Raw genomic sequence first — 20201 nt, 5'->3', positions numbered from 1 at the left:
GCGTCTCCTCCAGCGGGGCAGGCAGGGACTGCATCATGGATGGACCATTTCCCTGCATATGGTCGTGTCTGTGCCGGATCATCCGGTCATGAGAATAACAGGGAGGACAGTTTGCGCCGTGCCGCCAGGGTGGCGGGGTCTGCCATGCCCCAGGCTTCAAAAAATTTCAGAAGTTCGGCCCTGGCAGCCTGTCCGGCTCCTTCCCTGTCCCGGGCGATGATGTCCAGCAGGCGCTGGGCCGCTTCCTCCCGCTGGCCCGTGCCATTCAGTGCTTTGGCCAGCTCTGTCTGAAGGGCAGCATCGTCAGGGGACTGCTCCAGTTTCTGGCGGATTTCATCGATCCTTCCGGCACTGTCCCGGCCTTCCTGATAGAGTTTCAGGCTGCTCAGGGCGCTGGTGATCAGGGGCTCCCCGCCAATGGATTCGGGAATCTGGGAGGCTGCTTCTTCTGCGCCTTCCGGGTCATCCATGGCGATCATGCAGCGGATCAGCCCAGCCCACCCTGCCGGATGCTCCGGTTCACTTTCCAGCACGGCGGCGTAGAGGTTGGTGGCCTCAGCCAGCTCACCTTCTTTGAGGGCGGAGTCAGCCATTTTCAGCTGTTCGGCAACGGGCATGGCCTGCCCGCTGTCCTTCAGGAGCTGTTCAATGAAGGCCCGGATACCGCTTTCCGGCTGTACACCTTGCAGGAGGTCCCGTACCTGCCCCTGCCAGAAGGCAACCACTACCGGGATGGACTGTATGGGCAGGCCCATCTGCACCAGCTGGCTGACCAGTGGCCGGTTGGCGGTTACATCCAGCCGTACCAGCTTCACCCGGCCTTCCGTGGTCTGGACGAGTTTTTCCAGCACGGGGGAGAGCTTTTTGCAGGAAGCGGATGAGGCCGCCCAGAACTCCACAAGAACCGGCGTGTTCCTGCTGGCCTCGACAACCTGTTCCATGAAGTTTGACTGGTCCACCTCCATGGTTCGGGAGGGGCTGCTGGAGGGGAAAAGGGCTTCTGTCATGGTTGGCAACCTCTGTCAGCTGGCGGGGGAGTCTGTCACAATCGCTCCAGTTAAAATTGTTTCCACAGGGCATGGAGGCAAGGGGGGCAGAACCTTCAAAAAAGGAAAATAAAAATGTGTTGGGGGGGATTGCGTCGGGAGCTTCTTTGAGGCATAAGCCTCCCACCGACAGCATGCGGGCGTAGCTCAGGGGTAGAGCACAACCTTGCCAAGGTTGGGGTCGAGGGTTCGAATCCCTTCGCCCGCTCCAGATTTCAGGGTCTGGGGAGCTGCTGGTGACAATGTGATGCGGGCGTAGCTCAGGGGTAGAGCACAACCTTGCCAAGGTTGGGGTCGAGGGTTCGAATCCCTTCGCCCGCTCCAGAAAGACGGAAGAACCACTTTGCCGGATCGGGTGAGGTGGTTTTTTTGTGTCTGCCGTTTTTCCCGGTCCTACTGAATGGACATAAAAAACGAACAGTCCCCGAAGGGACTGCCCGACTTTCCAGCAGCAGTAAAGATTACTTCTTTGCCGCAGCAATGGCGGCTTCGATGACCTTGCCAGCCTCGGCCTTGTCGCCCCAGCCGGAAACCTTCACCCATTTGTTGGGCTCGAGGTCCTTGTAACGCTCGAAGAAGTGGGCGATGGCCTTCAGCGTGATTTCCGGCAGCTGGTCGAGAGAGTCGATCTTGCTGAACTGCGGATGAATCTTGTCATGCGGTACGCAGATCAGCTTTTCGTCCTGTCCGCTTTCATCTTCCATCTTCAGCACGCCGATCGGGCGGGAGCGGATGACACTGCCGGGGAGGACATCAGCCGGGGTCAGGACCAGCGCATCCACCGGGTCACCATCAGCGGCCAGCGTGTTGGGGATGAAGCCATAGGCTGCCGGATAGGCCATCGGCGTGAAGAGGAAACGGTCCACGAAGATGGCGCCGCTGTCCTTGTCCACTTCGTACTTGACCTGGGACCCCTGTGGAATCTCGATCACGACGTTGATGTCATGCGGCACATCCTTGCCGGGGGAAATCTTGGTAACGTCCATCGTCTGCTCCATCCGTGTCTGTGGGTGATGTGATGGGCGCATTATTAATGAATATGCCCGGTGTTGTATATGTGTATTGCCTGCGGCCTTTCTGCTGCGGTGAAGTCGGGAAAAAGAAAGCGCATTATTTGCCCTGTCAGGCGTGTTTTTGCCCCGCAGGGGCTTGAAAAAAAACTGCGTATGAGCGATGTGGCGAAATGTCTGTGCGCCTGTAGCTCAATTGGTTAGAGCTGGCCGCTCATAACGGCTAGGTTGCGGGTTCGAGTCCTGCCGGGCGCAGGTGACGCCTCCATGCATGTGGAGCCGCCTGTATTTGTTGGGAAACGCCCCGGGCGAGAGGGGGCACAGTCCTGCTTCCTGCCTTTTCGTTCGTGTGTTCTAGAGGAGACCGTTCCATGGCCGCCTATCAGTATGTCTATGTCATGAAGGACGTCACAAAGTCCTATCCGGGCGGCCGTGAGGTGTTCAAGGGGATCACGCTCTCCTTCCTGCCGGGGGTGAAGATCGGTATCCTCGGGGTGAACGGCGCAGGTAAGTCCACCCTGCTGAAGATCATGGCTGGAATCGAGAAAGAATTCGGCGGTGAGGCCTGGGCTGCCGAAGGTGTCCGCATCGGCTATCTGGAGCAGGAGCCGCAGCTGGACCCGAACCTGACCGTGGGCGAGAACGCTGCACAGGGCTTCGGTGCGCTGAAGAAGGCCGTGGAGCGTTTCAATGAAATCTCCATGAAGTTTGCCGAGCCCATGTCCGATGAGGAGATGAACGACCTTCTCGCCGAGCAGGCCGAGCTTCAGGAAAAGATTGATGCCGAGGATGGCTGGGAGCTGGACCGTCATCTGGAGATCGCTCTGGATGCGCTGCGCTGCCCTCCGGCGGACAGCCCGGTGGACAAGCTCTCCGGTGGTGAGAAGCGCCGTGTGGCCCTGTGCCGCCTGCTGCTGGAGAAGCCCGACATCCTGCTGCTCGATGAGCCGACCAACCATCTGGACGCCGAGAGCGTGGCATGGCTCGAAAAGACCCTGCGTGAGTACAAGGGCACCGTGATGGTCATTACCCATGACCGTTACTTCCTCGACAACGTCACCAACTGGATTCTCGAGATCGAGCGTGGCCGTGGCTATCCGTTCGAGGGCAATTACTCGTCCTGGCTGGAGCAGAAGCGCAAGCGGCTGGCTCAGGAAGAGAAAGAGGAAAGCTCCCGCCAGCGTGCCCTCGCAGCGGAACAGCAGTGGATCGCCAGCTCGCCCAAGGCCCGCCAGGCCAAGAGCAAGGCCCGTATCACCCGTTATGAGGAAATGCTGGCTGCCGGGCAGGAAGCTGCTGGAGGCACGGCGGACATCGTCATCACGCCCGGTCCCCGTCTGGGGCAGACGGTCATCGAGGCCGAGAATCTCTGCAAGGGCTTTGGTGATCGTCAGCTGATCGACAATCTCAATTTCAAGCTGCCGCCGGGTGGCATCGTGGGGGTCATCGGGCCGAATGGTGCTGGCAAGTCCACACTCTTCAAGATGATTACCGGGCAGGAACAGCCTGATTCAGGTTCCCTGAAGATCGGCGATACGGTCAAGCTGGGCTATGTTGACCAGTCCCGTAATGATCTGGACGACAGCAAGACCGTCTGGGAAGAAATCTCCGGCGGAACGGACGTCATCCATCTGGGCAAGCGGGCCGTGCCGTCCCGTGCCTATGTCGGGGCTTTCAACTTCAAGGGGCCGGACCAGCAGAAGCGTCTGGGCGTCCTCTCCGGTGGTGAGCGCAACCGTGTCCATCTGGCCAAGATGCTCAAGGAGGACAACAACGTCCTGCTGCTCGACGAACCGACCAACGATCTGGATGTCGATACGCTCCGTGCGCTGGAGGATGCTCTGGAATCCTTCGCAGGCTGCGCCGTGGTCATCAGCCATGACCGCTGGTTCCTCGACCGTCTGGCCACGCATATCCTCGCTTTTGAGGGGGACAGCCACGTGGAGTGGTTCGAAGGCAACTTCCAGCAGTACGAGGAAGACAAACGCCGCCGTCTGGGGCCTGATTCCACGGAGCCGAGCCGCATCCGTTACCGCCCCATCGCCCGCTGATCGCCGTCCGGGCGGCATGTTGTGCTAGGCAATGAGCTGCGGACAGCCCGCCTGATCCTCCGCCCGGTCAACTGGCCGGACATGGAGGACATGGCACGGCTGAAAGCGGATGTCGGGGCGTTCGGGGCCATGCTGGGTGGTGTGCGGACCCGTGTCCGGGCGGAAGCCGAGATGGCTGAGGATGTGGCTTTCTGGGCCGAGCGGGGCATCGGCATCTTTTCCATTTTTGAGGAGGGGCGTTTTGTCGGCATGACGGGCGTGCATGAACGCCCCGATGGCCGGGGAATCGGCCTGCGTTTTGCCCTGTTCCCATGGGCTGCCGGGCGTGGCATCGCCCGTGAGGCCGCTGGTACGGCCCTCACCTTTGTTCTGGATGCGGGGGTGGAGCGTGTCGTTGCCGTCGCCCGTGAGGATAACCGGCCTTCCCGCATCGTGCTGGGTAGCATCGGCATGAGTCTGCTTGACCAGTTCGAGCGGGACGGGCACATCATGCTTCTGTATGAAAAGAGGCGGATGCTGTTCCAGTGGTGAATGGCACCGCCCCGGTCAGGGGCAGGCAACAGGGAAGCCGGGACGATGACGACGCACATATTCATTGATGGTGAGGCAGGCACGACAGGCCTGGGGATTCGTCGCCGTGTCGAGGCCGTGGCTGATCGTCATGACCTGAAGCTGCTGAGCATCGATCCTGCCCAGCGGAAGGATCCGCAGGCCCGTCGTGCCCTCATGGCGCAGGCTGATATCACCGTGTTGTGTCTGCCGGACGATGCCGCCCGTGAGGCCGTGGCCCTTGGCCAGGATACCGGGACACGGTTTCTGGATGCCAGCACGGCCCATCGTGTGCATCCAGACTGGGTCTATGGCCTGCCGGAGCTGGATGCCACCCAGCCGGAACGGATCAGGAAGGCCCGGTTCGTCAGCAATCCCGGCTGTTATGCTACAGGGGCCATTGCCCTGCTTCGCCCGCTGGTTCAGGCGGGGCTGCTGCCGGTGGATGCCCATGTCTCCATCAATGCGGTGTCCGGTTATAGCGGTGGTGGCCGCACGATGATCGAGCAGCAGGAGGAGGCGGGTGGTCCGGCTTTCTTCCTCTACGGCCTGAACCTTCAGCACAAGCACCTGCCGGAAATGACGCAGTATAGCGGCCTGACCCGCAACCCGCTGTTCGTGCCGTCTGTCGGGCATTTCCCGCAGGGGATGATCGTGTCCATTCCGCTGCATCTGGTATCTCTCCCCGGTGTACCGATGATCGAGGACGTCACGGCTGTTCTCAGAGAGTTCTACAGGGATGCGAAAACCATCCGTGTTGTGGGGTCCGAGCCGAAGCTGGTGGCTGAAGCCATGGCGGGCCGGGATGACATGGAGCTGCGTGTGAGTGGCCATAGCGGGCAGGCCCTTCTGACAGCGTCTCTGGACAATCTTGGCAAGGGGGCTTCCGGTGCGGCCATGCGTAACATCCTGTTGATGAGTGGGCAGGACATCACCTGAAGGGTCGGGCAGCCTATCCGATTTTTTTTCGGGCCGCTCTCTGGCCCTTTGTGCCGGGATATCTTATAAGCAGGACGTTTTCTGCGCCCCGTGGGGCGCAGGCAGATCATGGGCGAGAGTGGCGGAACTGGTAGACGCAGTCGGCTCAAAATCGACCGCCGCAAGGCATAGGGGTTCGAGTCCCCTCTTTCGCACCATTTTTACAGGTCATGACAGTAGAGTGATGTGGCGGCTTGGCTTGGATGAGCTGGCTTGACCCCTCCTGGTGCCTGTGACACCTAGGAAAAAAGTAACCGTTTGCCGTGAGGGGCCGCTGTCGCCTGCCTGTGGTGGGGACGTATGGTTTCTTGCGCCTTCTGAATCATGGATGACCTGCCAATCATGACCGCAGCCAAGCCTTCGCACCGTCCTCAGCGGCCCTATTTTTCATCCGGCCCATGTGTCAAACGTCCGGGCTGGACACCAGAGGCCCTGAAGGGGGCCTTCCTCGGGCGGTCCCATCGTGCGGCAGAGGGACGGGCACGGCTCCATGAGGTCATCACCCGGTCGGCGGCCCTGCTGGGCATACCGGAGGACTGGCAGGTCGGCATCGTGCCGGCCTCCGACACGGGGGCCGTGGAGATGATTCTCTGGGCACTGGCAGGCCAGCGTGGCATGGATGTCCTGTCCTTTGAGAGCTTTTCTGGCACGTGGGCGCAGGACCTGAGGGACATCCTGAAGCTGGAAGACCTGCGTGTTCTGGAGGCTCCCTATGGCGAGCTGCCTGACATGGCGCAGATTGACTGGTCCCGTGATGTGGTGCTGACATGGAATGGCACGACATCAGGTGTCTGCATCCCCTCCGTGGAGAGCGTTCCGGCGCAGCATGATGGCCTCGTGATCTGTGATGCCACCTCGGCGGCCTTTGCGATGGACCTGCCGTGGGACCGGCTGGATGTCGTCACATGGTCCTGGCAGAAGGCCCTGGGCGGTGAGGCAGCTCATGGCATGGTGGCCCTCAGCCCGAAGGCGGTCCGGCGGCTGGAAGAAGGCAGCCAGAGGCCGCTGCCCAAGATTTTCCGCCTGACCAATAAAAAAGGGCTGAATGAGGCCATCTTCCGGGGGGACACCATCAACACGCCGTCCATGCTTTGCGTGGAGGATGCGCTGGATGGTCTGCGCTGGGCTGAGTCCGTTGGTGGACTGGAGGCCCTGAAGGCCCGTTCCCGCAAGAATCTGTCCGTCGTGGAACGCTGGGTAGCGGCTCGTGACTGGGTAGCTTTCCTCAGTGAGAAGAAAGAGACACGGTCCTGCACCTCCATCTGCCTGAAGATCATCGCTCCGTGGTTCGAGGCACTGGATGATGCGGCACGGTCCAAGGTCATCAAGACCATGACGGGCCTGCTGGAGGAGGAAAAGGCCGGATACGATCTGGCCGGTTATCGTGATGCGCCCGCCGGTCTGCGCATCTGGGGCGGAGCCACGGTGGAAGCCGAGGATATTGAGGCCCTTCTGCCCTGGCTGGACTGGGCTTTTGCCCGTATTGAAGAGAAGTTTGCTGCGTCATGATCAACGGTCCCGAGACATCCAGTCCCGCCCTGCTGCCGATGGGGTTCGTGGACCTTCTCCCTGCCGAGGCAGAGGCGGAGGCCCGTGGCCTTTCTGAAGTGATGGACGTGTTTTCGTGCCATGGGTATGAGCGTGTCCGTCCGCCTCTGCTGGAGTTTGAAGGCTCCCTGCTGAGCGGGGCCGGTGAAGCCCTGGCGGAGCAGAGTTTCCGTCTGCTGGACCCGTCCTCTCACCGGATGATGGCCCTGCGGCCGGACATGACGACCCAGATTGCCCGCATTGCTGCGGTGCGGATGCAGGATAGTCCCCGCCCGCTGCGTCTCTCCTATGCGGGGGATTGTGTGGTGATCGGCACGCTCGGTCGTGAGGGACAGCGGCAGATATCGCAGGCCGGGATTGAGCTGATTGGCCCGGACAGGGCCGAGGCGGATGCCGAGGTGATCGCCCTCGGAGCAGAGGCTCTGGCCCGTCTGGGTATTGCCAATGTGTCCTTCGACCTTTCCATGCCTGTCATGATCTGGAGCCTGATTGAGGACAGTTTCTCCGGCGTCGAGCGGGACAGCATCATTCATGCTCTGGACAGGCGGGATGCAGCCGCCGTGCGGGACTGTGGCGGCCCGTGGGCGGAGCTTCTTCTGGGCATGATGGCGGCTGTTGGCCCTGCCGCCATCGCTCTGGAAAAGCTGGCGATGCTGGACTTCCCCGACATGCTGAAACCTCATGTCGAACGACTGAAGGCTGATGTGGCGGCGATTCTGGCCCGTCTGCCGGATGCCCGCCTGACAGTGGACCCGGTGGATTTCCGGGGCTGGCGGTACCATACGGGGGTCTGCGTGACGGTTTTTGCCATGCATTCCCGTGAGGAGCTGGGACGTGGCGGCCGCTATCTGGCCGGGGAGGAGCCCGCCTGCGGGCTGACCCTCAACCCCCATGCCTTTTTGCGGGTTGCGGAAAAGCCGAAGCGGCGGCAGCGCTGCCTCGTTCCGCCCGTAATGGCGCAGAAAGACTTGTCCAGCCTGCATGAGGCAGGCTATGCCACGATCGCATCGCTTGGGGAATCAGGCGAGATGGAGCAGGAGGCGCATCATCTGCGGTGCAGCCATATCTGGAAAGATGGAAAACCCGTCGTACTGGCACGCTGAGGTGCAGGCAGGGGCCGCCATCGTGAGACGTTGAGGGAAGACATTCTTATGGCCAATGTTACCGTAATCGGAACCCAGTGGGGCGATGAGGGTAAAGGCAAGATCGTTGACTGGCTGGCCAGCCGGGCCGATATCGTTGTCCGCTTTCAGGGCGGGCACAATGCCGGCCATACGCTGGTCGTGAACGATCAGGTCTACAAGCTTTCCCTGCTTCCTTCCGGTCTGGTTGGCGGGAAGATTGGCGTCATCGGCAATGGCGTGGTGGTGGACCCCAAGGCCCTGATGAGCGAGATCGACCGTGTGACGGAACAGGGACTGACCGTCACGCCGGAAACGCTCTGGATCGCCGAGACGGCCCCTCTCATCCTGCCCCTGCATGGTGCGCTGGACCGTGCCCGTGAGGTTGCCCGTGGCAACCACAAGATCGGCACGACAGGCCGTGGCATTGGTCCGGCCTATGAGGACAAGGTGGCCCGCCGGGCCATCCGCATCTGTGATCTTTCCGAGCCTGAAACGCTGGACTGGAAGATCGACGAGCTGCTGCTCCACCACAACACGCTTCTGGCCGGTCTGGGAGCGGAAACCTTCACCAAGCAGCAGATTCTGGACTTCCTGAAGGAGATCACGCCCCGTCTCCTGCCCTATGCCTGCTGTGCGTGGGACCGTCTGGCCGAGGCGGACCGGGCTGGCAAGCGCATCCTCTTCGAGGGGGCACAGGCTGTCATGCTGGATGTGGACCACGGGACCTATCCTTTCGTGACAAGCTCCAACACGGTGGCGGCCATTGCGGCTTCCGGCAGCGGCATGAGCCCGAAATCCGTCGGGTTCGTGCTGGGCATTGCCAAGGCTTACACAACCCGTGTTGGTGAAGGGCCTTTCCCTTCCGAGCTGTTTGATGAGGTCGGAAAGGGCATGGCCGAACGTGGGCGTGAGTTCGGGACCGTAACGGGCCGTCCCCGCCGCTGTGGCTGGTTCGATGCGGCCATGGTCCGCCGGGCTGTGCGTGTTGGTGGCGTGAGTGGCGTGGCCCTGACGAAGCTGGACATTCTGGATGGCATGAAGGAAGTGTCCATCTGCGTCGGTTATGAGCTGGACGGCCAGAAGATTGACAGTTTCCCCTCCGCACCGGGGGCCCAGGCCCGTGTGAAGCCCATTCTGGAGACCATGCCGGGCTGGAATGAGACAACCGGTGGTGCCCGTTCCTGGGCAGAACTGCCGGCGCAGGCCATCAAGTATGTCCGCCGCATTGAGGAGCTGATCGGCACGCCGGTCACCCTGCTGTCCACCAGCCCGGAACGTGAGGACACCATCCTTGTGACGGACCCTTTCGAGGGCTGATCAGTCGTCAGGTCATGTTGGATGAAGGCCAGCCCTGTAGAGGCTGGCCTTTTTATTTTGGTCGAATGACAGCTTTCTTCAGGCGGGAAGAGATAAAAAAAGGAGTGTCCAGTTTCTGGGCACTCCCTTTTCTGTCTGATGTCCTGTTGAGGAGAGCCTGACTGCCGTTCAGGCCTTGTTGTCGGGAAACAGCCTGTCCAGCAGTTTCTTCAAAACCTTTCCGACAACGACAGTCATGACTGTTTCGACCGCAAATCTCAAAAGTGCTCTGAACATGAGAAAATGCCTCCTTCTGGGCAGATGGTCATATCGTGACGGGGACAGGTTACGCCGTTTTGGCATCGCCGACCAGCCCACGGGCATAATCTTCGGCAGAGAATGGCCGTAAATCCTCGGCCTGTTCGCCAACGCCGACAAGGTGGACAGGCAGTTTGAACTGTTCGGCCAGAGCCACCACGATTCCACCACGGGCGGAACCATCCAGCTTGGTCACGACCAGTCCACTGACATTCACAAGCTCCCGGAAGACCCGCACCTGCTCAATGGCATTCTGCCCGGTTGTGGCATCCAGCACCAGCAGGACGCTATGGGGCGCAGAGGGGTCGAATTTCTGCATCACACGGATGATCTTGGCCAGTTCATCCATCAGGGCCTGTCGGTTATGCAGGCGGCCCGCCGTGTCCACGAGGAGCAGATCGGCCTTTTCCTCCGTGGCCCGTTTCAGTCCGTCATAGGCCAGTCCGGCGGCATCGCCGCCCGGTTTGCCGGAGATTACCGGGGAGCCTGTGCGCTCCCCCCATATCTGGAGCTGTTCGACTGCTGCCGCCCGGAAGGTATCGCCCGCCACCATCATGACGGACCTGCCCTGATGGTGATACTGATGGGCGATCTTGCCGATGGTCGTGGTCTTGCCCACACCATTGACGCCCACCACCAGAACGACATGCGGTTTCTTGCTGTCGTCCAGTTTGAAAGGCTGGGCTACGGGTTCCAGAACCCGGGAAATCTCGGCGGCCAGTGTCTGGCGGATTTCCTCCGGGGTGATGTGCTCCCCGAAGCTCTTCTCACGGAACTGTTCGATGATCCGTCCGGCCACGGCAGGACCGAGATCGGCAGCGATCAGCTCGTCTTCGAGCTCTTCCAGCGTTTCATCATCAAGTTGCCGTTTGACAAACACCGCATTGAGGCGTGCGCTTGAACGGGACAGACCCTGTTTGAGTCGAGAAAAAAATCCAGCCATGACTGTCGAATTGGTGTGAGAAGGGGGGAGCCGTCAAGCCCTGTTCAGGGGATTTCTGCCATGAGCATACCATCCTGCACAGCTGTGATGCGGATGCGCTCCAGCCGTCCCCGGTGGGATGGTTGCGCTTGCGGAAGTGTGAAGGCGGCAAATTCGGGTGTATGGCCGGTTGTCGGGCTTTCCATGAGGACGGTTTTTTCCTGCCCGACAAAGCGGTTCAGGAAACGGTCCCGTATGGTCTGGCCCAGTGCCCGCAGTCTGGCGGCCCGTTCCTGCCTTGTGGCTTTCGGCATGGCGGGCATACGGGCTGCCGGTGTTCCGGGGCGTTCGCTGTAAGGGAAGACATGGAGGAAGGGAATGGCCTGCTCTGCCAGAAAATCGTACGTTTCCTGAAAGAGGGCATCCGTCTCGGTGGGGAAGCCGGCAATCACATCAGCTCCGAAGCCGGTATCAGGTCGCAGATGGCGGACCTGTGCGATCAGTCCGGCTACGTCAGCTGTATTATGGCGGCGTTTCATGCGTTTCAGGATCAGGTCGGAGCCCGCCTGAAGGGAAAGATGCAGATGCGGCATGAAGCGGGGCTCATCAGCGATCAGGTCCCAGAGGGCCTTGTCCCCTGTATCTGGCGTGAGAAGCATGGGGTCGATGGAGGAGAGACGCAGGCGGGCAATTTCCGGCACTTCATCCAGCAGATGGCGGCAGAGCTGGCCCAGCCCCATATCCCTCTGCTGCCATGAGGCAATGTCCACGCCTGTCAGGACAATTTCACAATGTCCCGCTTCTGCAAGAGCCCGGGCCTTGGGGATGATCTCCCCGGGAGGCATGGAGGTGGACTGCCCCCGGCCTGCCGGAATGACGCAGAATGTGCAGTCATTGTCGCAGCCCTGCTGAACCTGGAGAAGGGCCCGGATGTAGCGGGATGGTGGGGGAGCCTGCCCTGCCTCATCAGGCAGGCCCCATGTGGCAGGGAGCGTTTTTTCCGTATTGGGAATCACCCGGCTGACACCGGGTAGGGCAGCCCATGCATCTGCGGCCCGCTCGGAGGCGCAGCCTGTCACGATGATGCGGGCTGCCGGATTTTCCCGGTGTGCACGGCGGATGGTCTGGCGGGCCTGCCGCTCGGCCTCTGCCGTTACCGTGCAGGTATTGACGATGATGGTCTCTTCGTCCCGCATCTGCCCCAGGCGGGCCAGATGCTCCATGGCATCGCTTTCATGGGCGTTCAGGCGGCAGCCGAAGGTGAGAAGGGTGACGCTCATGGTGTGGTGGTCTGTCCTTTTTCCAGCCAGCTCTCATCCAGCGTGCCGGTGAAAACGGTCTGGGCCGGGCCGGTCATCAGGACGGAGCCATCATCCTGCCATGTGATGGTCAGGGAGCCACATTCCATGGTGACACGGCATGTCCGTTCCACAAGGCCACGCCGTGCTGCATTGACGACCGCTGCGCAGGCGCCTGATCCGCAGGCAAGGGTCAACCCGGCACCCCGCTCCCAGACCCGCAGGCGGATGTGGGTGGGGGAGAGAATTTCCGCAAAGCCGATATTGGCCCGTTCCGGGAAGAGGGGATCGGTTTCCAGAACTGGTCCCAGAGCGGCGGCATCTTCAATGGAGCGGAACAGTGTGAGATGGGGATTGCCCATGGAGCAGGCTGCTCCGTCGTGAAGGGGGAGACGGGCCGTGTCGCATTCCCGGGCGAGAGGGATGGTCTGCCAGTCCAGGTGGGGCGTGCCCATGAGGACGGAAATCAGCCCGTTTTTCTGCGATGTGGGGAGCAGGCCATTCTGTGTCTGAAGGGTTGGGCTGCCGCCCAGCAGGGCCGCAACGCAGCGGGAGGCATTGCCGCAGGCACCGGCCTCTGAGCCGTCCGGGTTGAAGAAGCGGACCCGCACGTCCGCACCATCCCGTGTTGGGGCGGAAAGTGTCACAAGCTGGTCGCAGCCGATGCCCGTGCGGCGGTCGCAGAGGCGGCTGATGAGTGTGGTGGAGGGGGATAGTGGTGTCGTTCTGCCATCCAGAATGACAAAATCATTCCCCAACCCATGCATTTTCGTGAAGGAAACGCCCATGATGCCCCTCTGAGACGTGATGAAACCGCCTCTTTCTATAATGTTGCATGGCCGGGGTAAAATGAAGCCTTCCTGCTGCCGGTCTGTTTTTCCTGCCGGGGCAGGCATTGTTCAGGAATCCAGCTGCCCTATATTAAGAGACGACAGCAAGGAACAAGCCGAAAAGGGGAAGGCGTGCAGGGCCTACACGAAAAAGCATTCACACAGGCATCTTCAGAGCCGGATGAGGCTTTCTGGGCCCGGCAGGAGCTGGATTCCTTGATGGATATGGGAGCCCGCACGGCCATTACCGCTCTTTACCGTACCGCCCTGCCCGTGGGGGGGCGGACGCTGGACCTGATGTGCGGGGCCATGAGCCATCTGCCGGAGGATGCCACCTTTCAGGAATTCATCGGGCTGGATGTCAGCAAGGCGGCTCTCAAGGCCAATCAGGCCCTGAGCAGCGCTGTGGAACAGGACCTCAACAGCACGCCTGTCCTGCCGTTTGATGAGGCGAGTTTTGATGGAGCTCTCCTTTGTGATGGGCTGGCCTATCTGACAAAGCCGCAGCAGGTCATCGAAGAGCTGTTCCGTGTTCTGCGGCCCGGTGCGCCGCTGATCATCAGTTTTTCCGACAGATTCGTGCCGGCCAAGGCCGTGGCCATCTGGCAGGCGCTGGAGCCGGAAGACCGGGTCCGTTTCACCAGTGCCCTCATGCAGCGGGCCGGTTTTGCGGAGCTGGATACCGGTGAGGTTGTCCCGCCGGAAGACCTTACAGCATGGCAGGATACGGTTCGGGCTGTCATTGGCCGCCGTCCTGTGGCAGGTTGAGCTGTAATCCAGCTTTTCAATATGGTGGTGGATCGTCTCTGGCCTTGCAGGGCAGAAAGGGGTATTCACCGTTTTTCTGGCTGCCACAAACTGGTTCGTGGCAGCATGTGTATGACCGAGTGTTCGTTGACGATGCCTTTTCCCGATACCCATCCCGCCCTGACCCGTGCTTTGGCTGCACGTGGCTATGAACAGCCAACGCCTGTACAGGAGGCCGTGCTGGAGCCGGGGCTGGAAGGGCGTGATCTGCTCGTCTCTGCGCAGACGGGCTCTGGCAAGACAGTGGCCTTTGGTCTCGCCTTTGCGACCGACCTGCTGACGGAAGGGGACAGGATGGCCCCGACCCGCTCCCCGCTGGCGCTGGTGATTGCCCCGACCCGTGAGCTTGCCATGCAGGTTCAGACAGAACTTTCATGGCTTTATGCCGAGACCGGGGCCCGTATCGCCAGCTGCATCGGTGGGACCGATGCCCGCCGTGAGGCCCGCTCTCTGGAGCGTGGTGCTCATATCGTGGTTGGTACGCCGGGCCGTCTGTGTGACCATCTCTCCCGTGGCAAGCTGGACCTGACGGGCCTGCGTGCCGTTGTGCTGGATGAAGCTGACGAGATGCTGGACATGGGCTTCCGTGAGGAGCTGGAACAGCTGCTGGATGCATCCCCGAAGGAACGCCGCACCCTGCTGTTTTCCGCTACCATCGCTCGGGAAATCGCCTCTCTGGCACGGCGCTATCAGCAGGACGCCAAGCGGATTGATACGGTCTCCGGCCAGAAGCAGCATGCCGACATCACCCATCGCTGCGTGGTGACGGCCCCGCAGGAAGTGGAGCGGTCGCTTGTCAATGTGCTGCGGTATTATGAAAGCCAGACAGCCATGGTGTTCTGCAACACCCGCCTGCTGGTGAATCAGGTTCAGGCAGCCCTGCTGGAGCGGGGCTTTGCCTCCGTCGCCATTTCCGGTGAGATGGGGCAGAATGAGCGGTCTCGTGCCATCGAGAGCCTGCGCTCCGGTGCGGCCCGTGTCTGCGTGGCTACCGATGTGGCGGCCCGTGGCATTGATGTCCCGGCCCTCGGCCTGGTTGTCCATGCCAGTGTGCCGTCTTCTTCCGACACGTTCCTGCATCGTTCCGGCCGGACAGGTCGTGCAGGGCGCAAGGGCGTGAGCGTGCTGATGGTACCATTCAACCAGCGGCGCAAGGCGGAGCGTGTTCTGGCGCAGGCCCGTGTGAAGGCTGAGTGGGAGCCGGTACCAACGGCAGAGGCCATTGCCGGGCAGGATGCACAGCGTCTGCTGGAAGATCCGATCCTGACCGGGGAAGCTTCCGTTGCCGTGCCGGAAGAGATCGTGGCCAAGCTGACAGAACGTTTCGATGCCACGCAGCTGGCCCGGGCTCTGGTAGGGTTCCACAAGGCGCATCTGCCCCGTGTGGAAGATATCCGTCCTGTGTCTGTCGAGCCACCAGCCCGTGGTGCTACCCGTGAAGGGGGACGTGGGTATGAGATGGCTGGTTCGTGGTTCCGCCTTGGCGTAGGGCGTAGTGAAAAGGCCGATCCAAAGTGGCTGATTCCGCTCATCTGCCGTCTTGGTGGCGTGCAGAAGCGGGATATTGGCAATATCTGCATCCAGCAGGATGACACGCTCTTCCAGATTTCTGATGAAAAGCTGGCCCGCTTCAATGCCTGTCGGGCAGGAGCAGAGCAGGACGAGGTGACCATTGAGCCAGCCGAGGCTCCTGCCGGTGGGGCCGGTCCCCGCCGGGGTCGTGGTGGCCCGCCGGGTGGGCGTCGCTTTGGTGCACCGAAAGGGCGTTTTGGTGGCCCCGCTGGCGGGGGACGTCGTGAGGGGCGTGAAGGTCGGGAAGGGGGCCGTGGCCCGTCATCCTTCAAACGTCGTTCCGGCCCGGCCCGCAGCGGCGAGAAATCCACCCGCCGCCGGAGCTGATTCCATCGCCGTTGAAGTGGAGAGGGAGGGGGTTACCCCTCCTTTTTCATGACGGCCAGCCCGCCAGATGCCTGACAGACGGGCATGATCTCCAGATGGTTCACGTTCATGTGGGCCGGCAGGCCAATCAGCCATGAGACGGTTTCTGCAATATCGGCAGGCATCAGTGGTGTGGTGTTTTCATAGACGGCCCGTGCCTTTGCATCATCACGCAGCCGTACGTTGCTGAACTCACTGCCACCCACAAGGCCGGGTTCGATGGTCGTGACACGCAGTGGCGTGCCCAGCAGGTCGGTCCGCAGATTCTTCATGAACTGGGAGACGAAGGCTTTCGTCGCCCCATAGACATTCCCGCCCCGATAGGCGTAATGACCCGCCGTACTGCCGATGGAGAGGATGTAACCGCGCTCCCGTTCTATCATGCCGGGGAGCAGGGCGTGGGTGATCTCCACGAGGCCGGAGATGTTTGTGTCGATCATGGTTTCCCAGTCATCCACGCTGGAGTCCTGTGCGGGTGTGACGCCCAGTGCCAGCCCGGCATTGTTGATGAGAACATCCACATGGCGCCAGCCCTCTGGCAGGGTTTCGGGCAGGGCGCGCAGGGCGTCCCGGTCGCTCATGTCCAGTGTGAGGGGGAGGAGGCTGGTGCCGAGTGTCTCATGCAGGTTGCTCAGCCGTTCACTCCGGCGCCCCGTGGCGATGACACGGTGCCCCTCCCGGACCAGCCGTGTGGCGATGCTTCTGCCGAACCCGGATGTGGCGCCCGTCACGAGGATGGTCTGTGGCTGGGTCATTGTGGGAACTCCGTGTATGAAGAATGAAAAACAGAACTGTCTTCTGTTATGCTGGACGCATCCCCTGTTTGTAAGAGGTGTTCATGCCGATTCTTGAGCCGATCGAGACATTGACGGGCCGTTTGCTGGTTGCCACCCCTGTTCTGGCAGGGACCGAATTTGCCCAGACGGTCATCTATCTCTGCGCCCATTCCGCCGAGGATGGAGCCATGGGGATGATTGTCAATCGTCGGCTGACCCACCCGGACATCAGTGCGTTGCTGCGCCATCTGGATGTATCGCCCAACCCGCCGCAGCGTCTTTTTGGTGTGGGTGTTGGCGGGCCGGTGGAGCCGGGGCGGGGTTTTGTTCTCCATTCGCCGGAAGGTGGAGGCCTTGGGCGTGGCAGGACAGGCAGCCGCATGACCGTCCTGCCGGATGAGCCGCCCGTGGCAGAAGTCAGTGCCAGCATCGAGATGATCCGGGAGCTGGCGGCAGGCCGGGGGCCACGGCAGGCCATGCTGCTGCTTGGCCATGCCGCATGGGCCGCCGGGCAGCTTGAAGAAGAGATTCTCCATGGCAATGCCTGGTATGTTGTTCCGGCTGATGAAGATATTGTCTTTGGAGCGGATCCCTCCACAAAATGGCAGCGTGCGCTGGAGAGTGTAGGGCTGGAACCGTCCTCACTTACGGCTTCAGTGGGGGAGGCATAAGGTTTCTGCGGGGCTGCCTTTCTATTGCCTGCATTCTGTTTTGGTCTCAGACTTTACCAGTCTGAAAGGTCCCGGAATCTCCTTGCAGACAGGCGTTTTTGTGGGTGAATCCAGAAACGCCCTCTTGAAACCGATGTGATCGTGCCTAAATTTTAGGCACGGTCTGTCGCCATATCGGGGCAGGCTGAACAGTCATCGCTGCCAAGGATGGGGCGAGAAGGAGAGGCAAATATCATGGATATTCAGAAATTTACGGAGCGGAGCCAGGGGTTCATTCAGGCTGCCCAGACCATTGCCCTGCGAGACTATCACCAGCAGCTGACGCCGGAGCATCTGCTCAAGGCCCTGCTGGATGACGAGCAGGGAGCGGCGACAGGGCTGATCCGTGCCGCAGGCGGGGACCCGAAGGTCGTCCGGCAGGCCAATGATGCGGCCCTGGCCAAACTGCCGGCTGTGCAGGGCAGCGGAGCATCCCAGCCCCAGCCGACGCCTGATTTCGTGCGGGTGCTGGATGGTGCGGAGGCGGCTGCCAAGGCGGCTGGTGACAGTTTCGTGGCGCAGGACCGTCTGCTGGCAGGCATTGCGGCCAGCAGGACACCGGCCGGTGAGGCCCTGCGGCAGGGCGGGGCGTCTGCTCAGGCTCTGGAAAAGGCGATTGCGACCGTCCGCAAAGGGCGGACCGTGGATTCGGCCTCGGCAGAAAACAATTTTGATGCGCTGAAGAAATATGCCCGTGACGTGACGGCTCAGGCGCAGGAAGGCAAGCTGGACCCGGTCATCGGGCGTGACGAGGAAATCCGCCGGGCCATTCAGGTTCTGGCACGCCGCAGCAAGAACAATCCCGTGCTGATTGGTGAACCCGGTGTTGGCAAGACCGCCATCGTGGAGGGGCTGGCCCTGCGTATCGTCAATGGCGATGTACCGGAGGCTCTGCGCAACAAGAAGCTGCTTTCTCTCGACATGGGGGCACTGATTGCCGGTGCGAAATATCAGGGTGAGTTTGAGGAACGCCTGAAGGCTGTCCTCAAGGAGATTGAGAGTGCCGAGGGGCAGATCATCCTCTTCATCGATGAGATGCATACGCTCGTTGGCGCAGGGCGTTCCAGCGGGGCGATGGATGCGTCCAATCTCATCAAGCCGGAACTGGCCCGGGGTGTGCTGCACTGCCTTGGTGCCACGACTCTGGATGAGTACCGCAAATATATCGAGAAGGACGCCGCGCTGGCCCGCCGCTTCCAGCCGGTCTTTGTGGGTGAGCCGTCCGTTGCGGACACGATCTCCATCCTGCGTGGGATCAAGGAGAAGTACGAGCTGCATCATGGGGTGCGGATCACCGACAATGCACTGGTTTCCGCAGCGACCCTGTCCAACCGGTATATCACGGACCGCTTCCTGCCGGACAAGGCCATCGATCTGATTGACGAAGCCGCCAGCCGCCTGCGGATGCAGATCGACAGCAAGCCTGAGGCTCTGGATGAGCTGGACCGCCGCATCATCCAGCTGAAGATCGAGCGTGAGGCCATCCGCAAGGAGGATGACACGGCCTCCCGTGAGCGTCTGGAAGCTCTGGAAGCTGAACTGGCTGACCTTCAGGAGAAGTCTGATGCGATGAGTGCGGCCTGGCATGCGGAGAAAGACCGCATGAATGCCGTGCAGAAATACAAGGAAGAGCTTGACCACGCCCGGTCCGAGGTTGAGGTGGCGCAGCGCCAGGGAAATCTCCAGCGGGCATCCGAGCTGATGTACAGCCGTATTCCGGAGCTGGAACGTCAGATCGAACAGGCCCAGCAGGCAGAAGCCCAGTCTGATGGCAATACGCTGTTCGCTGATACCGTGACGGATCAGGGAATCGCCGCTGTCGTGTCCCGCTGGACCGGCGTGCCGGTGGACCGGATGCTGGAAGGTGAGCGTTCCAAGCTCATGCGGATGGAGTCCGTGCTGCGGGAGCGTGTCGTGGGGCAGGAATCGGCTCTGGTGGCCGTGTCCAATGCCGTGCGCCGTGCCCGTGCCGGGTTGCAGGACCCCAACCGCCCGATCGGTTCCTTCCTGTTCCTTGGTCCGACCGGTGTGGGCAAGACCGAGCTTGCCAAGACGCTGGCGCAGTTCCTCTTTGATGATGAACGTGCCCTGCTGCGGATCGACATGAGCGAGTTCATGGAGAAGCACTCCGTCTCCCGTCTGATTGGTGCCCCTCCGGGGTATGTCGGTTACGATGAGGGTGGCGTGCTGACCGAGGCCGTGCGGCGTCGTCCCTATCAGGTCATCCTCTTTGATGAGGTGGAGAAGGCGCATGAGGATGTCTTCAACATCCTGCTTCAGGTGCTGGATGATGGCCGCCTGACGGACGGGCAGGGTCGTGTGGTGGATTTCCGCAATACGATCATCGTGCTGACCAGCAATCTTGGTTCCGAGGTTCTGGCGCATCAGAAGGATGGTGAATCAACCGAATCCGTGCGGAATGAGGTGATGGAGGTTGTTCGGGCGCATTTCCGGCCGGAATTCCTGAACCGTCTGGACGAGATCATTCTCTTCTCCCGTCTCCAGCGGGCGGACATGGGCCAGATCGTGGAGATTCAGCTGGGCCGCCTGCGGCATCTTCTGGCTGATCGCAAGATCACCCTGTCTCTGGATGAGAAGGCACGGGAGTGGATGGCCGAGGCTGGGTATGATCCGGTCTATGGTGCCCGTCCGCTGAAGAGGGTGATCCAGCGTGAGTTGCAGAACCCTCTGGCCGGTCTCCTGCTGGAAGGGACCATCCATGACGGAGATGAGGTGACCATCTCGGCCAATGATCAGGGACTGCTCATAAATGGACATTCGGCAGCCCAGAGCTGAATGGCGTGATGGAAGGCCGCCCCGCAGGGGGCGGCCTTTTTTCTGTTGTCGATTCTTTTTGGTGGGGTGATTCGCCAGGGTTGTGTTTTTGGGGTTGGGTGGCGGTTTTCTGGGGTTTTTGGGGTTTATGTGAAGAAACTTTGAGAAAGTTTCGGGAATCGTGTTGACCGTATGGGGGTGGGTGCGTATAAGCCCATTCACCGG

16 protein-coding genes and 4 tRNA genes are annotated in these 20201 nt (G+C 61.2%); 14 read left to right on the top strand and 6 right to left on the bottom strand.

Annotated features, from left to right (window positions below):
* Positions 1–86: 86 nt before the first annotated feature.
* Complete coding sequence (locus GM608_RS07655; protein ID WP_081562898.1) at positions 87–1007, bottom strand: tetratricopeptide repeat protein; 921 nt, start codon at positions 1005–1007, stop codon at positions 87–89.
* Positions 1008–1182: 175 nt separating this feature from the next.
* On the opposite strand from GM608_RS07655, the gene GM608_RS07650 reads away from it, so the two are divergent.
* Together GM608_RS07650 and GM608_RS07645 are read left to right on the top strand one after the other, a co-directional pair.
* A tRNA-Gly gene (locus tag GM608_RS07650) sits at positions 1183–1257 on the top strand.
* Between the two features lie 38 nt (positions 1258–1295).
* A tRNA-Gly gene (locus GM608_RS07645) sits at positions 1296–1370 on the top strand.
* A gap of 137 nt (positions 1371–1507) precedes the next feature.
* On the opposite strand, the gene ppa is transcribed toward GM608_RS07645, so the two are convergent.
* The gene (gene ppa, locus GM608_RS07640; RefSeq protein ID WP_043559301.1) at positions 1508–2032 is read right to left on the bottom strand and encodes an inorganic diphosphatase; all 525 of its coding nucleotides are present in this window, start codon (positions 2030–2032) and stop codon (positions 1508–1510) included.
* Positions 2033–2237: 205 nt separating this feature from the next.
* Between ppa and GM608_RS07635 the strand changes: the two genes are divergently transcribed.
* The 8 genes from GM608_RS07635 to GM608_RS07600 all read left to right on the top strand — a co-directional run bounded on the left by GM608_RS07635 (position 2238) and on the right by GM608_RS07600 (position 9623).
* A tRNA-Ile gene (locus GM608_RS07635) sits at positions 2238–2311 on the top strand.
* Positions 2312–2427: 116 nt separating this feature from the next.
* Complete coding sequence (gene ettA / locus GM608_RS07630; RefSeq protein WP_043558883.1) at positions 2428–4107, top strand: energy-dependent translational throttle protein EttA; 1680 nt, start codon at positions 2428–2430, stop codon at positions 4105–4107.
* A 21-nt stretch (positions 4108–4128) separates the two neighbouring features.
* A complete protein-coding gene (locus GM608_RS07625; RefSeq protein ID WP_043558880.1) occupies positions 4129–4638 on the top strand; it encodes a GNAT family N-acetyltransferase in 510 nt (169 codons plus the stop codon).
* A gap of 45 nt (positions 4639–4683) precedes the next feature.
* Positions 4684–5595 (top strand): N-acetyl-gamma-glutamyl-phosphate reductase, encoded by a 912-nt coding sequence (gene argC, locus GM608_RS07620; protein WP_043559298.1) that lies wholly within the window; start codon positions 4684–4686, stop codon positions 5593–5595.
* A 112-nt stretch (positions 5596–5707) separates the two neighbouring features.
* Positions 5708–5792 (top strand) — tRNA-Leu (locus GM608_RS07615).
* A 184-nt stretch (positions 5793–5976) separates the two neighbouring features.
* Positions 5977–7143, top strand: coding sequence for a phosphoserine transaminase (locus GM608_RS07610; protein ID WP_333645341.1), 1167 nt, complete (start codon positions 5977–5979; stop codon positions 7141–7143).
* Positions 7140–8285, top strand: a complete 1146-nt coding sequence (locus tag GM608_RS07605; RefSeq protein WP_333645340.1) for an ATP phosphoribosyltransferase regulatory subunit — start codon at positions 7140–7142, stop codon at positions 8283–8285. Before GM608_RS07610 ends, GM608_RS07605 begins: the two co-directional genes overlap by 4 nt.
* Positions 8286–8333: 48 nt before the next feature.
* Positions 8334–9623, top strand: a complete 1290-nt coding sequence (locus tag GM608_RS07600) for an adenylosuccinate synthase (protein WP_043558873.1) — start codon at positions 8334–8336, stop codon at positions 9621–9623.
* A 325-nt stretch (positions 9624–9948) separates the two neighbouring features.
* Here the strand turns inward: GM608_RS07600 and ftsY are convergent, their stop codons facing one another.
* The 3 genes from ftsY to dapF are packed head-to-tail and all read right to left on the bottom strand — an operon-like array spanning position 9949 to position 12928.
* Positions 9949–10863 (bottom strand): signal recognition particle-docking protein FtsY, encoded by a 915-nt coding sequence (ftsY, locus tag GM608_RS07595; protein WP_333645339.1) that lies wholly within the window; start codon positions 10861–10863, stop codon positions 9949–9951.
* A gap of 44 nt (positions 10864–10907) precedes the next feature.
* Complete coding sequence (locus GM608_RS07590) at positions 10908–12122, bottom strand: MiaB/RimO family radical SAM methylthiotransferase (protein WP_333645338.1); 1215 nt, start codon at positions 12120–12122, stop codon at positions 10908–10910.
* Positions 12119–12928, bottom strand: a complete 810-nt coding sequence (dapF, locus tag GM608_RS07585; RefSeq protein WP_043559290.1) for a diaminopimelate epimerase — start codon at positions 12926–12928, stop codon at positions 12119–12121. Before dapF ends, GM608_RS07590 begins: the two co-directional genes overlap by 4 nt.
* A gap of 174 nt (positions 12929–13102) precedes the next feature.
* On the opposite strand from dapF, the gene GM608_RS07580 reads away from it, so the two are divergent.
* Positions 13103–13738, top strand: coding sequence for a class I SAM-dependent methyltransferase (locus GM608_RS07580; protein WP_227449724.1), 636 nt, complete (start codon positions 13103–13105; stop codon positions 13736–13738).
* A gap of 132 nt (positions 13739–13870) precedes the next feature.
* Entirely contained in the window at positions 13871–15676 is a 1806-nt protein-coding gene (locus GM608_RS07575; RefSeq protein ID WP_333645337.1) for a DEAD/DEAH box helicase, read from the top strand.
* 32 nt (positions 15677–15708) lie between these two features.
* On the opposite strand, the gene GM608_RS07570 is transcribed toward GM608_RS07575, so the two are convergent.
* Entirely contained in the window at positions 15709–16470 is a 762-nt protein-coding gene (locus GM608_RS07570) for an SDR family NAD(P)-dependent oxidoreductase (RefSeq protein WP_103765617.1), read from the bottom strand.
* 83 nt (positions 16471–16553) lie between these two features.
* Here GM608_RS07570 and GM608_RS07565 point away from each other — a divergent pair, with 83 nt between their 5' ends.
* Positions 16554–17162: a YqgE/AlgH family protein gene (locus tag GM608_RS07565; RefSeq protein ID WP_043558854.1), complete on the top strand. Its 609-nt coding sequence runs from the start codon at positions 16554–16556 to the stop codon at positions 17160–17162.
* A 234-nt stretch (positions 17163–17396) separates the two neighbouring features.
* Positions 17397–19997: an ATP-dependent chaperone ClpB gene (gene clpB / locus GM608_RS07560; RefSeq protein ID WP_043558851.1), complete on the top strand. Its 2601-nt coding sequence runs from the start codon at positions 17397–17399 to the stop codon at positions 19995–19997.
* Positions 19998–20201 lie beyond the last annotated feature (204 nt).

Origin of the sequence: Bombella sp. ESL0380 (assembly GCF_009725805.1) — a bacterium.
In the GTDB taxonomy this organism is placed as follows: domain Bacteria; phylum Pseudomonadota; class Alphaproteobacteria; order Acetobacterales; family Acetobacteraceae; genus Bombella; species Bombella apis.
The sequence above is the reverse complement of the archived record's forward strand: the minus strand, read 5'-3'. Positions and strand labels throughout refer to the sequence as shown.